Here is a 13,734-nt window from a genome sequence, read left to right as displayed (position 1 = left end):
TTAGAAACTTAGTAGTTCCACATATCTTCTTCGAAGTTACGAATCTTCTCTTTTACCCTTTCAGATTCTAATAATTGGTTTTGTGCGTTATCTTTCATGTAAGCCTTAATTTCACGATCACCATACATGTTTTCTTCTTTATAAATTATCGCGTTGAAACGTCTTGAATTTAAAACCTGATCGAATGAAAAAGGCATTGCCGAATTGCTGTCGTTAAAAGCCTTTGCCTGATTTAAAACCTCCCGTGCATTGGGAAAGAAAACCCAAAACAATTCAATATAATCCTTTTCGTCACTATTCATGGTATAAACATCCGGCGTTACGGGGCAAATTCCCAATAAGCGATACTTTAATTCCCCTTGACGTTTATCAAAATACCAGTAGCCTTTTATTTTATATTGTGTAACATCGGCAGCAGTAAGATCTTGCTTTAAAATATATTCTGCCGGAACAGTTCTTGTAGGTCCAACAGTTTGATCTACATAGGTAACTTTTTTATTTTTGCCTGTACCAGTTACTACTTTCTTCTTTACAACATGCGTCCTGTAATCATCAGGGTATTGATTAATAAGTTCTCTACCGGCATCAGTAGTATCAATTCTGGATAATCCACCCTGAATATCTTTCATTGACTTTTTAGTATTAAAATAACTGTCCGCATATACTTCTGTTATTTTTCCCTGTTTTATAGCTTTAGTCAAAACATCGTAAAGCGAGCGCCTGTCTTTTCCAATATTAGCCGTATCAACCGGATAATACAACGGAAAGTTAATCTTTTCATTTAGATCAATAATCTCCCATGTAGTTTTTCCCATCAGAATATCACGATCATCTACATAACCATAAGCCAGAGGCTTATCATTATCAGAAATCTCCCTTCCCGGAGACTTCAGCCCAATTTGGGCAGCCGTTTTGGCATTAAGTAAATTAGGCTGTGCATAACATGAAACACCTCCTATAATAAAAACAATAACTACTAAAAATCTTCTCAATTGCATCATAATCTCATCATTTAGATATCATAACGTAAATTTACATAGAAAATTGTTATTTTTCTTACATGAGAAGAAAAATAAATTAAAAGCAAGTTTAATTAAAACCCGCAGTGCAAAAGCATTGAGTTAATAACATCCATATAAAAGAAAAAACTCTTAAAGCATAAGCTATAAGAGTTTTTTTTATAATGTAATTTAGATACTTAGTAGTTCCACATATCTTGTTCGAAGTTACGAATCTTCTCTTTTACTCTTTCAGATTCTAACAATTGGTTTTGTGCGTTGTCTTTCATGTAATCTTTAATCTCACGATCTCCGTACAAGTTTTCTTCTTTATAAACAACTGCATTAAAACGTCTTGAATTTAAGATCTGATCGAATGAAATTGGAAGTGCAGAGTTATTGTCGTTAAAAGCTTTTGCTTCATGTAATGCTTCTCTTGCATTAGGGAAGAAAACCCAGAATAACTCAATATAATCTTTCTCGTCACTATTCATTGTGTAAACATCCGGAGTTACAGGACAAAGACCAAGTAAACGATATTTTAGTTCACTTTGACGTTTGTCAAAATACCAGTATCCTTTTATTTTATATTGTGTAACATCAGCCGAAGTTAAATCTTGTTTCAGGATATACTCAGCAGGAACCGTTCTTGTTGGTCCAACAGTTTCCTCAACATAAGAAACTTTCTTATTTTTACCCGTCCCAGTAACTACTTTTTTCTTCACTACACGTGATTTATAGTCATCCGGATATTGGTTAATTAACTCTCTACCAGCATCTGTTGTATCAATACGAGATAATGCACCTTGAATGTCTTTCAAAGATTTTTTAGTATTGAAATAACTGTCGCTGTAAACTTCAGTTATTTTGCCGTTTTTAACAGCTTTCGTCAAAACGTCATAAAGTGAACGTCTGTCAGAACCAATATTAGCCGTATCTACCGGAAAATACATTGGAAAGTTGATTTTTTCATTTAAATCAATGATTTCCCAAGTAGTTTTTCCCATCAAGATATCTCTATCGTCTACATAACCATAAGCTAAGGGCTTATCATTATCTGAGATAAGTTGCGCAGGAGTTTTAAGTCCTATCTGAGCAGGTGTTTTCGCATTTAGCAAATTAGATTGCGCATAAGAAGAAAAACCTCCAGCGATAGAAACAATAGCTATTAAAAAATGTCTTACTTTCATCATGATATCATTATAAGATATTGAATGTAGGTTTACCTACTTTATTATTGTATTTCGTAAATTACCGGAGCGGTTCTTGGTAATAAGTAACTACCAGCTCCAACAAGTTTAGTTTTAATTTCAGAAATAGTAACCTGATCTCCTTTACCTGCTCTTGAAAGTACTTGTTTGCATTGTGCATTTAATTTATTACCAGTAACAACAACTGTAGGCTGTCCAGCAATTTTCATATTAAATCCAACAACATCTAAACCAACTTCAAAATCGAAGTCAAGTAATTTAGCTCCAATAGTAGCAATTTCTAAGTTAGATCTAGGTCCTTTAACAACACCCATTTCTCCTCTAATTGTTCCTGTTGGACCAGGAATACCTTTAATTCTAAATGTTTTCTTATCTGTAACTTTATCTCCGTTTGGTAAAGTTCCTGTAACAGAAATTGTAGCTTCTGTACCTGAACCCGGGCTCATGTTATATTTTCCTGGTTTACCAGCTGAAGATAATCCCGGAGCACTTGCAACAACTTTGTTATCAGCAACACCAGCGAATGATACAGAAATAGGGTTAACAACACCTCTGTACACTACATTCATTTTATCAGCAGAAATAGTAGCAGAGTTTGGTCTTGGTACTACAACGTAAGTTCCTTTAAATTTAAGTGGAATGTTTTTTCCATCCTCAAGGAAAGTAAATTGTCCATTAATATTTTGTTCACCAACACCACCAGCAGTTAAAGAGATAACCGCTTGTCCGTTAACAATTTGTCCAGGTCCTTGGAATGATGTAGGTTTTGTGTTTTCATCATAACGACCTAAAACTACTTTACCTGTTACTTTTTCTCCCTGGAAATAAGCATTTTTGTCAAGAACTACGATTGCCTGGTAGTTACTGTAAGAAGCAGCAGCTACAGCAGCTTTTCCTAAAGCACTATTGTAAACATCAGATTCAGTTTTCTGAACGTCATTTTGCCAAGCTGAAAGTTTTGCAGCTGATGCAATTGCAGGAAAACCTTTGAAGTGGTAAGCTAAGTATTTTTCTTTTATACCTTCTTTGTTTTTTACATCAGAAACATCAAATTTCTTTTCAACTTCTGCTATAATGTTAGCATATTTTTTATCAGTTCCTAAGGCAGCTTTTAAATCTGTTTTATACTTTTGGATTGCTGCTATAATAGCATTACCTTTTGCAGTGTAACCATCGCCTGTAAACCAGTCATCGATATTATCACCTCTGTCCATAGACTCATAAGGCATTTTTCCAGTTTCTTTATCAATTTCAAATCCTTTTACAGCCTGAGCTTTTAAAGTTCCAATGTAAGTATAAAATTCTTTTGAGATTGCTTCAACTTTATGAGCTGTAACTGCAGCAATAGCAAATTCTCCTTTTGCCTCAGCAGCTTTTTGATCTAAAGATGTTAATAAACCTTCGTTTGTTGTTTCTGAAGTTGTATTCGCAGCTTCAAATTTTTCATTCATCAAACCAAAAGCCGAAATAACTTCTTTTGATACGTTCATTGCCAACATTGCGATGAAAACCAGATACATCAGGTTAATCATCTTCTGTCTAGGGGTTAATTTTCCTCCTGCCATTTTTTCTAATTAGTCTTTATTAATAAATTTAATATAATAGTTAAAAACTAATTATCCTTTGTTACTCATTGCAGAAAGCATACCACCGTAAACGCTGTTTAAAGAAGCGATGTTAGCAGTCATTGATTGCATTTGTTCTTTTAATTTTGAAGCATTTTCAGCGATTTCACTGTTTGCTTGTGCGTTTCTTGAAGCACTTTCTAATTGTACTTTGTATAAACTGTTTAATGATTCCATTTGTGCAGCAGCCATAGACATTTCTTCAGCATATTTCTTTTGTCCTGCAATAGAATCTACTGTTGGAGAAATAGCTTTAGCAGCTCCTTCGAAGTTTTTGATAGAATTTCCTAAGCTTGACATTAATTCACCGTCAATTTTAGCTTCTTTCAACATAGCGTCTAATTTTTGAGACAACAAACCTTGGGCATCAGTTGTAGTTTCAACTTTATCAGCTTTTTTTCTAGCTTGACCATTAGCTAGTTCAGGGTAAACAAGAGTCCAGTCTAATTCATCTTCAACTGGTTCAAAAGCAGAAAGTGCAAAGATTAACGCCTCAGTCACCAATCCAACTGATAACATCACAGTTCCTGTTAATGGTCCAATTTCAAAGTGAGTAATTTTGAATAAAGCTCCAACGATTACTACTGCCGCTCCCATACCATAAGCGAAATTCATTGCTTTTTTACTTAATAATGCCATAATACTTTTTTTTAGGTTTTAATTTTAAATAGATTTGATTTGGTTATGAATTGATTTTAATTATTTACTTCTTTTTTTATTGCTTCCTGTTGATTGAGTTCCCATGTAATCCTGAACAGTTCTGAAACCAATATAACTTCTTGCAGAATCTGCATATTCGTGGTCACGAGTACTTACTTGTAGGAAGTAAGCAACATCTTTCCAAGATCCTCCACGAACTACTTTTCTTTGATTGTTTCCGTCAATTACGCTAGGGTTCATTGTAGAAACATACTCATAAGCATTTGGATTATAAGCTGAATCTGTCCACTCTGAAACGTTTCCTGCCATATTGTATAATCCGTAACCATTTACTTCATAAGACTTAGCTTCAACTGTATACAAAGCCTCATCAGCAGCATAATCTCCTCTACTTGGTTTAAAGTTTGCTAAGAAACAACCTCTGTCACTTTTAGTATAAGGACCTCCCCAAGGGTAAGTAGCTGATTCCAGACCTCCTCTTGCAGCATACTCCCATTCTGCCTCTGTTGGTAATCTGAATGCGTTTACTAAATCACGTCCTTTTTTCTTAGACTTGATATAGCTGTTTTTATTTAATGTTCTCCAAGCACAGAATGCCTTAGCTTGTTTCCAGGTTACACCTACTACAGGATAATCTCCATAAGCTTTGTGCCAGAAATAATCATTGTGCATTGGCTCATTATATGAATAGGCAAAATCTTTAATCCAAACTGTTGTATCAGGATAAACATTAACTTGTTCTGTTTTAACGAAGTCTTTTCTTTTTCCTACCTTAGCTTTTGCAGCAGCCTGAATATCCATCCATGAGTAACGGAATTTTAATTTATTTACATCAATTGTTCTTAAACCATTGTATGATTCTTCAATTGGCAAATACATAGAATCCATTACCTCAGCATAATACTCATCCGGGTAAGCTTTTGTATCTTTAATTAACTTTACTTTTTTGTTTAATTTTCTACCAGCATACGGATCATCTTTTGTCCCTACACTATAGTAGTTATCATACATATACTTATCATAAGCTGTCATTTTATCCGGCTCTGAGTCATTAAATGCATAATCTGCGATGCTACCGCCTTTTTTGCCTTTGTCACCAGTACTTTTTTGACCAGTTTCATCAGCTAAAATAGCAAGACGAACTCTCATTGTAGAGTCTTTTACCCACTCCACAAACTGGCGATATTCACTGTTTGTAATCTCAGTTTCATCCATATAAAATGAACGAACTGTTACTGTTTTAGTAGGAGCATCTTCTACATTAGCTAAATCAGCATCTGATTTACCCATAATAAAAGATCCACCCGGAACCAATGTCATTCCATAAGGCTTTTCAGGATGCCATTTCCCTCCTGTAACACCGACCAACTCACCTTTGTCTCCTGACTTACCACAGCCAATTACTAGTGTTAACATTGCTGCAAATGCAATAAACTTCTTCATATAAATTTGGGATTATCTATTCATTATTATAAGTCCGTAAACGTATTTATTATTTATCTAAAAAACAATACTAGTTGCGAAATTTATTTTACCGTTCAAAAATAATGTTAAATAAAATAAAAAAAAAATATTTCATCGACAAACTGATTAAAAAAATCGACGTAAAACGTTAATTTTTAAACTTTATATTTATTTTCTTACTAATATTTCTTAACTAATTTTGAGAAACTTTAAAAAATTGTGATTTTCGCTAAAAATTTCCTTTACAAAGCATTTTTTCGCTGTGCTTTCCACCATCGTTCTGGCAATTCCTGGTTACAGGCGCTCAGATATTCATCATAAGAACACGGTAATAACGTATTTCTTTTTAGTTTATTGTGACCGTTCGATTCAAACGGAATTTCAATCCACCAACGATCTGTTTTATCACTTTTATAAAAAACAAGTTCTTCATCTTCTAATGGAACAATATATTTTAAATACGTTGCTCTACTACCAAATGGATATTCTTTTGAACGATAATGAAATCCTTCTATAAAATACCAGATAATCTGTGCAATAATAACTGATTCCGGAATGGTACTGTTATGATTAAAAACTCCAAAACAGGAAACTTTATCACTAATCCCGGCATATCTGGCTAATGAACAGATTTCTTTTCCATTGAAACCATTTGGCTCAAAAGAGACCATATTACCTGACTCTGATGATTTTACCGAATTTAAATCGATACTCACTAAATCAGCATCTCTGAAAACTGGTTCTGCCAATGCGATATTATTAGAAATTTCACCTAAACGATAAGCATCAAAAAACAATTTCTCGATCAGATCAATTTCTTCCTGTGAATTATAATAGGTTTGATACCCTATGTTACAATAATTAAAGAGATTATTTGGTTCGTCGATAATGATTTTAGTCAGGTAAGAATTAGCAGAAACTGTCTCATTTTCTTTACCAAAATCAAATTTATTATCTACCGCAACCATGTTTACCATTTGCTCCAAATCGTCATAAGCACGATATAAAGCATAGGTCAAATCCTGAGAACCTCCCAGGACTATAGGAATGACTTTATTTTTAATTAAAGCAGAAGTTACTTTTCTTAATGCAAAGTATGTATCCTCTACAGAGTCTCCTGCAAGGATATTTCCTAAGTCTGCGATAGATGCATCCCAGTTTCCGGGAAACATACTATACAATTTCTTACGAACTGCATTTAGATTAACATCATTAATCACATTGCTATTGCGACGGTCTTCTAAAACACCAACGATTGCAATTGTAATTTTACTAATATCAGGAAACTGATCTTGTGTATGCAAAACGATTTTGCTACCCAATTCTTGTGAAGACAACGAGCTAATGAATTTTAAAATTCCTTCATTAACCGGTTCTAGAAAATCAAATTCCATTTTTTATTTCTTTTTAGCAGCTGTTTTTTTAGCCGGAGCTTTCTTTGCGGTTGTTGCTTTTTTAGCAGGAGTCTTTTTTGCCGGCGTTTTCTTGGCAATCATTTCCTGAACTTCGGCCAATGTTAATTTTGTAGCATCAACATCTTTACTTAATTCAATTTTGATTTTACCTTTTGTAATTACCGAACGTCCCCAACGTGCCTTTTCAACTAAAATTCCTTCTTCTTCCCAATTGTGAAGAACTTTGTCAATGTTTTTTTGTAGTTTATCTTCAATCAATTCTTCAACATCAGCCTGTGATAAATTATCAAAATTGTATTTTTTACTTACATTCACAAAAAGACCGTTCCACTTAATGAAAGGACCAAAACGTCCCACACCTTTTTGAACCGCTTCTCCTTTGTATATTGCAATTGGTGCATCAGCAAGTGCTTTTTCGTCAATTAACTCCTGAGCTCTTTCTTTTGAAACTCCCAAAGGATCCTCACCTCTTGGCAAAGAAATAAATACGCTTCCGTGACGTACATATGGACCGTAACGACCATTATTCACTTCTACTTCTTCACCTTTATACTCTCCTAAACTCTTAGGCAATAAAAACAAGTTTAATGCTTCTTCAAGTGTAATGTTTCCAATATTCTGATCTGCCATTAAGCTGGCAAACTTCTTATCTTCATCATCAGCTTCTCCAATTTGCGCCATTGGACCAAATTTCCCTAAACGAACAGAAACTTGTCTTCCGTCAGCATCTTTCCCCAGGATTCTTTCTCCGCTTTCACGTTCTGCATTAGCTTCAACCTCTTTTACATTTGGATGAAACTTATTGTAGAATTCCTGCATCATGATTGCCCAGTCGATATTTCCTTCGGCAATTTCATCAAAATCCTGCTCTACTTTTGCAGTAAAATTATAATCCAGAATATTTCCGAAATTCTTTACCAAGAAATCAGTCACGATTGTTCCGATATCTGTTGGCACTAATTTTCCTTTATCTGAACCTGTATTTTCTTTTAAGACTTTCTCACCTACTTTACTATTTTGTAATGTAAGTTGTGTATAATTACGTTCCTGACCTTCAAGAGTTCCTTTTTCAACATAATTTCTGTTGATGATGGTAGAAATAGTTGGCGCATAAGTCGATGGACGTCCAATTCCTAATTCTTCTAATTTTTTCACCAACGAAGCCTCTGTATATCTTGCCGGCGGTCTTGAATATCTTTCTGTAGCTGTAATATAATTGTTAGCTAGTTTTTCGTTTACTTTCAAAGCAGGTAACATTCCTTCTTGTTCCTCTTCGTCATCATCATGTCCCTCTAAGTATACTTTTAAGAAACCTTCAAAAAGCAATACTTCTCCTGAAGCTGTAAAAATCTCATCATGATTGTGTGCTTCGATTTTTACGTTTGTTCTTTCTAACTGTGCATCACTCATTTGAGATGCCAACGTTCTTTTCCAGATCAAATCATATAAACGAGCCTGATCACGATCTATATTTACAGTGTGACGTGACATGTCTGTAGGACGAATTGCCTCGTGTGCTTCTTGCGCTCCTTTGCTTTTGTTGGCAAAAGATCGAGGTTTAGAAAATTCTTTTCCGTATGATTTTATGATTTCAGCTTCAGCAGCATCCATAGCATCTTTAGAAAGGTTTACACTATCCGTTCTCATATAGGTAATAAGTCCCGCTTCGTATAAACGTTGAGCAAGCTGCATCGTAATTCCAACAGGCAAATACAATTTTCTTGCTGCTTCTTGCTGCAAAGTAGAAGTTGTAAAAGGTGCTGTTGGTGATTTTTTGGTAGGTTTAGTTTCTAAATCCGCTACCTTATATTGTGATCCGATATTTTTATTTAAAAAATCTTCGGCTTCTTTTTTAGTATTAAAGTTTTTTGGCAATTTAGCCTTAAAAGCTTTTCCTGCTTCATTTACAAATTCTGCTACTATAGAATAAGTTGCAACTGCAGTAAAGTTTTGAATTTCGCGTTCTCTTTCTACAATCAAACGAACCGAAACTGATTGTACGCGACCCGCAGATAAACCACCTTTAATTTTTCTCCATAAAACCGGAGATAATTCGTACCCCACTAAACGATCTAAAACACGACGCGCTTGTTGGGCATTTACTAAATTATAATCAATTTCTCTTGGATTTTCGATTGCTTTAAGAATCGCAGACTTTGTAATTTCGTGAAAAACAATTCGCTTTGTTTTTTTAGTATCCAGTTTTAGTTCTTCCGCAAGATGCCATGAAATAGCTTCTCCCTCGCGGTCCTCATCGCTTGCTAACCAAACCGTTTCGGCATTCTTAGATAGTGTTTTCAGCTTACTTACCAAGGCTTTTTTATCTGAAGAAACTTCGTATTTAGGTTTAAAACCATTCTCTACATCTACCCCTATTTCCTTTGATGGTAAGTCTGCTATGTGTCCGTAACTTGACTCTACCTGAAAATCACTTCCTAGAAATTTCTCTATCGTTTTCGCCTTTGCAGGTGACTCCACTATTACTAAATTCTTTGCCATTGCTCTATTTTTCTGCAACAAAAGTATTTATTTTTTTTAAATATCAGCCTTGTGAAATCATTTTTGAAGTATTTTAATATTATGTTTCTTAAAATTACAGATTTATCTGTAATCCCACCTATTATATATATAGGTATAACTTTTAAAGGTTTATGACCATCAAATGTTCTTTTTTATAACAGTATTAGTGCCCTGATAACATCACTATACTTTTTATTTCAGATCGTTTAGAGATAGTGTATCATCAAAAAACGCATTCCTTTTTCAATTGAAAATTTAAACACTGAAATCTAAAATTATTTTCTGCCATCTTGTCATCTTGTCGGCAATTACGTTATCTTTGCACTTTGAAATTTTACAATGGAAAAGATTATTGAGGAAAGCAAACAAGGTGAAAGTCTTGTTTTAGAAAACAAACCTGAGAATACTAAGAAACTTTTTATAGAAAGTTACGGTTGTGCGATGAATTTTTCGGACAGTGAAATCGTAGCTTCCATCTTATCTGAAAACGGATTTAATACTACACAAACTCTTGAAGATGCCGATTTGGTTTTGGTAAATACCTGCTCTATTCGGGATAAGGCAGAACAAACAATTCGTAAACGTCTGGAAAAATATAATGCTGTAAAGCGTATTAATCCAAAAATGAAAGTGGGCGTTTTGGGCTGTATGGCAGAGCGTTTAAAAAGTCAGTTTCTGGAAGAGGAAAAAATAGTTGATCTTGTTGTAGGTCCGGATGCTTACAAAGATTTGCCTAATTTACTGGCAGAAGTAGAAGAAGGCCGGGATGCTATTAATGTAATTTTATCAAAAGAAGAAACATACGGAGACATTTCGCCTGTTCGTTTAATGAGTAACGGAATTACAGCTTTGGTTTCGATTACGCGTGGTTGTGATAATATGTGCACGTTTTGCGTAGTACCTTTTACACGCGGACGTGAGCGCAGTCGTGAACCCCAAAGTATCATGTCCGAAATTCAGGATTTGTGGGATAAAGGTTTTAAAGAAATTACACTTCTGGGTCAAAACGTTGACAGTTACCTTTGGTATGGAGGCGGTTTAAAGAAGGATTTCGTAAATGCTTCTGAAATGCAAAAAGCAACTGCTGTTGATTTTGATCAATTACTGGAAATGGTTGCAGTTGGTTTTCCTAAAATGCGTATTCGATTTTCGACTTCAAATCCGCAGGATATGCACGAAAGCGTTTTGCATGTTATCGCAAAACATCCAAATATCTGTAAACACATTCACTTACCGGTTCAATCCGGAAGTAACAGAATACTGAAAGAAATGAATCGTTTGCATACTCGTGAAGAATATATGACTTTGATTGACAAGATTAGAGCTATTATTCCTAATGCTTCGATTTCGCAGGATATGATTGCCGGTTTCCCAACAGAAACAGAACAGGATCATCAGGATACAATGAGTTTGATGGAATATGTAAAATATAATTTTGGTTATATGTATTCGTATTCTGAACGTCCGGGAACTTTGGCAGGAAGAAAAATGGAAGATGATGTTCCGGAAGAAACCAAAGCCAGAAGATTACAGGAAATTGTTGACTTACAACAAAAACATGCCTGGTTTAGAAGTGAAGAATTCGTTGGACAGGTTGTAGAAGTTTTAGTCGAAAAAGTTTCTAAAAAATCAAAAGAAGAATTCTCAGGAAGAAACTCGCAAAGTATTACAGTTGTTTTCCCTAAAGAGAATTATAAAATTGGTGATTTTGTAAACGTAAAAATTACAAGTTGCACCAGCGGAACCTTAAAAGGTGAAGCTGTTGGGTATTCTGAAATGAATTAAAAATATTTGTTTCAGGTTTCAAGTTTTTTTTGTTTCAGGTTCTATTTGCAACTTGAAATTTGAAACCTAAAACAAAAAATATAAGCACTGGGTTAAAAGTTAAATTTCAGTTTTCAATGAGACACTTGAAACCTGAAACAAACAAAAACTTGAAACAAAAAACTACATGGAAACAGTTCAAGCAATAAAACAACGATTTGAGATAATTGGAAATGATCCTAAATTAAATCGCGCTATCGAAAAAGCCATTCAGGTTGCTCCTACTGATATTTCGGTAATGGTGACTGGGGAAAGTGGTGTTGGTAAAGAAAATATTCCACGAATTATACATTCGCTTTCACACAGAAAGCATGGTAAATATATTGCCGTAAACTGTGGTGCTATTCCGGAAGGAACGATAGACAGTGAACTTTTCGGGCACGAAAAAGGCGCTTTTACCGGTGCAACGAGCACTCGTGAAGGTTATTTTGAAGTGGCAGACGGCGGAACAATCTTTCTGGACGAAGTTGGAGAATTGCCTTTAACAACTCAGGTAAGATTACTTCGTGTACTTGAAAATGGTGAATTCATAAAAGTAGGTTCTTCTCAGGTTCAAAAAACCAATGTTCGTATAGTTGCAGCAACAAATGTGAACTTATTCAATGCAATTGAAAAAGGAAAATTCCGTGAAGATTTGTATTATCGTTTGAGTACTGTTGAAATTACGCTACCGCCTTTACGCGAAAGAAACGAAGACATTCATTTATTGTTCCGGAAATTTGTAGCTGACTTTGCACACAAATATAAAATGCCGCCGTTGAGATTAGATGACGATGCTATACAACTTTTACAAAAGTTCAGATGGAGCGGAAATATTCGTCAGCTTCGAAATGTTGCCGAGCAGATTTCAGTTTTAGAAACCAATCGTGATATCACATTAGCTACCTTACAATCTTACCTGCCAGCCGAAGGAACCAATTTACCTTCAGTAATCAGTGACAAGAAGAAAGAAAGCGATTTTAGTACCGAAAGAGATATTTTGTACAAAGTGCTTTTTGATATGAAAAGCGATTTGAATGATTTAAAGAAACTTACTTTGGAGTTGATGAAAAACGGCACATCAAAAGTGCAGGACATTAATCCTAATTTAATTCAGAAAATATACGGATCACAGGAAAATGACAGCGAAATTGACTTTGAAGAAGAACCAAGAACAGCCGTTATGACCCCAACTGCCCGCGAAGAGAGTTATCAGATGCAGGACGACAATTACCTGTTTGCCGAAACTATTGAAGAAGAAGAGGTTTTACGTTTAGAACAAAAAGAAATCGAAATGATTAAAAAGTCATTAGAAAAAAACAAAGGAAAACGAAAAGCCGCAGCAGATGAGCTGGGTATTTCTGAGCGAACTTTATACCGAAAAATTAAACAATTCGACTTATAATTTTGCTGCAAAAAACACTCTAACAAAATATTTCTAATCGAAAATAAATATCTTTGACAAAAGCATCAGCAAACTGGCAAAGCAATTCTTAAAATAAAAAATGAAAAACTTAAAATATATTCTTGTCTTGTTGATTGCCACAACATTTAGCAGTTGCGGATTTTATAACTTTACAGGATCAACAGGAAAAATTGATGCTAAAACTTTTCAGGTTAACTTTTTTCAGAACAATGCTGATTTAATTGAACCTGGAATTGACAGACAATTTACACTGGCTTTGCAGGATTTGATCATGAATCAAACCAATTTAAATTTAGTGAGTAATAGTGGTGATTTGGTTTACGAAGGAGAAATTACAGATTACAGAATCACTCCAATGACAGCTACTGCTGACCAACAAGCTGCTCAAAACCGTTTAACTATTCGTGTAAATGTCAGATTCATGAATAGAAAGAAAGAAACAGATGATTTTGAAAAATCTTTCGAATTTTATTATGATTTCCCGGGAGCTTCTTTACCAACAAGTGCTATTTTAGGCCCTGCAATTCAGACAATTTTTGAGAGAATTACACAGGACATATTTAATGAGTCATTAGCTAAATGGTAATTACTAATTTAATCGATTAGACAAAT

The 13,734-nt window shown here is 34.6% G+C and carries 10 protein-coding genes; 3 read left to right on the top strand and 7 right to left on the bottom strand.

The annotated features are described in order from the left end of the window. Positions 1 to 8 precede the first annotated feature (8 nt). From porN (A4F88_RS18840) to topA, 7 genes are all read right to left on the bottom strand, one after another. On the bottom strand, positions 9 to 998 hold the full coding sequence (gene porN / locus A4F88_RS18840; RefSeq protein ID WP_068844392.1) for a type IX secretion system ring subunit PorN/GldN: 990 nt from the start codon (positions 996 to 998) through the stop codon (positions 9 to 11). A 200-nt stretch (positions 999 to 1,198) separates the two neighbouring features. After that, the gene (gene porN / locus A4F88_RS18835) at positions 1,199 to 2,188 is read right to left on the bottom strand and encodes a type IX secretion system ring subunit PorN/GldN (protein ID WP_068844310.1); all 990 of its coding nucleotides are present in this window, start codon (positions 2,186 to 2,188) and stop codon (positions 1,199 to 1,201) included. A 44-nt stretch (positions 2,189 to 2,232) separates the two neighbouring features. Continuing rightward, positions 2,233 to 3,774 carry a type IX secretion system motor protein PorM/GldM gene (porM, locus tag A4F88_RS18830; RefSeq protein ID WP_068844309.1) on the bottom strand — a complete coding sequence of 514 codons (1,542 nt, stop codon included), beginning with the start codon at positions 3,772 to 3,774 and terminating at the stop codon, positions 2,233 to 2,235. Between the two features lie 51 nt (positions 3,775 to 3,825). Further along, positions 3,826 to 4,473, bottom strand: coding sequence for a type IX secretion system motor protein PorL/GldL (gene porL, locus A4F88_RS18825; protein WP_068844308.1), 648 nt, complete (start codon positions 4,471 to 4,473; stop codon positions 3,826 to 3,828). Positions 4,474 to 4,533: 60 nt separating this feature from the next. After that, positions 4,534 to 5,937 carry a T9SS ring complex lipoprotein PorK/GldK gene (gene porK, locus A4F88_RS18820; protein ID WP_068844307.1) on the bottom strand — a complete coding sequence of 468 codons (1,404 nt, stop codon included), beginning with the start codon at positions 5,935 to 5,937 and terminating at the stop codon, positions 4,534 to 4,536. Positions 5,938 to 6,200: 263 nt separating this feature from the next. After that, positions 6,201 to 7,352: a formimidoylglutamase gene (locus tag A4F88_RS18815; RefSeq protein ID WP_068844306.1), complete on the bottom strand. Its 1,152-nt coding sequence runs from the start codon at positions 7,350 to 7,352 to the stop codon at positions 6,201 to 6,203. 3 nt (positions 7,353 to 7,355) lie between these two features. Beyond that, the gene (gene topA / locus A4F88_RS18810; RefSeq protein ID WP_068844304.1) at positions 7,356 to 9,872 is read right to left on the bottom strand and encodes a type I DNA topoisomerase; all 2,517 of its coding nucleotides are present in this window, start codon (positions 9,870 to 9,872) and stop codon (positions 7,356 to 7,358) included. 360 nt (positions 9,873 to 10,232) lie between these two features. Here topA and miaB point away from each other — a divergent pair, with 360 nt between their 5' ends. The 3 genes from miaB (at position 10,233) to A4F88_RS18795 (ending at position 13,708) form a co-directional block, all read left to right on the top strand. Then, positions 10,233 to 11,678: a tRNA (N6-isopentenyl adenosine(37)-C2)-methylthiotransferase MiaB gene (miaB, locus tag A4F88_RS18805; protein ID WP_068844302.1), complete on the top strand. Its 1,446-nt coding sequence runs from the start codon at positions 10,233 to 10,235 to the stop codon at positions 11,676 to 11,678. 166 nt (positions 11,679 to 11,844) lie between these two features. Beyond that, positions 11,845 to 13,101, top strand: coding sequence for a sigma-54 interaction domain-containing protein (locus tag A4F88_RS18800; RefSeq protein ID WP_068844300.1), 1,257 nt, complete (start codon positions 11,845 to 11,847; stop codon positions 13,099 to 13,101). A gap of 100 nt (positions 13,102 to 13,201) precedes the next feature. Next, complete coding sequence (locus tag A4F88_RS18795; RefSeq protein ID WP_068844298.1) at positions 13,202 to 13,708, top strand: LptE family protein; 507 nt, start codon at positions 13,202 to 13,204, stop codon at positions 13,706 to 13,708. The last annotated feature ends 26 nt before the right edge of the window (positions 13,709 to 13,734 follow it).

It is taken from the genome of Flavobacterium chilense (assembly GCF_001602525.1).
GTDB classification, from domain to species: Bacteria; Bacteroidota; Bacteroidia; order Flavobacteriales; family Flavobacteriaceae; genus Flavobacterium; species Flavobacterium chilense.
This window is presented reverse-complemented; position numbering and strand designations above follow the sequence as displayed.

Excerpts from the sequence above, each read along its gene's own strand:
- A4F88_RS18815 (WP_068844306.1), bottom strand. The coding sequence starts at position 7,352 with ATGGAATTTGATTTTCTAGAACCGGTTAATGAAGGAATTTTAAAATTC.
- porL (WP_068844308.1), bottom strand. The coding sequence starts at position 4,473 with ATGGCATTATTAAGTAAAAAAGCAATGAATTTCGCTTATGGTATGGGA.
- porN (WP_068844392.1), bottom strand. The coding sequence starts at position 998 with ATGCAATTGAGAAGATTTTTAGTAGTTATTGTTTTTATTATAGGAGGT.
- porN (WP_068844310.1), bottom strand. The coding sequence starts at position 2,188 with ATGAAAGTAAGACATTTTTTAATAGCTATTGTTTCTATCGCTGGAGGT.
- miaB (WP_068844302.1), top strand. The coding sequence starts at position 10,233 with ATGGAAAAGATTATTGAGGAAAGCAAACAAGGTGAAAGTCTTGTTTTA.
- porM (WP_068844309.1), bottom strand. The coding sequence starts at position 3,774 with ATGGCAGGAGGAAAATTAACCCCTAGACAGAAGATGATTAACCTGATG.
- topA (WP_068844304.1), bottom strand. The coding sequence starts at position 9,872 with ATGGCAAAGAATTTAGTAATAGTGGAGTCACCTGCAAAGGCGAAAACG.
- A4F88_RS18800 (WP_068844300.1), top strand. The coding sequence starts at position 11,845 with ATGGAAACAGTTCAAGCAATAAAACAACGATTTGAGATAATTGGAAAT.
- A4F88_RS18795 (WP_068844298.1), top strand. The coding sequence starts at position 13,202 with ATGAAAAACTTAAAATATATTCTTGTCTTGTTGATTGCCACAACATTT.
- porK (WP_068844307.1), bottom strand. The coding sequence starts at position 5,937 with ATGAAGAAGTTTATTGCATTTGCAGCAATGTTAACACTAGTAATTGGC.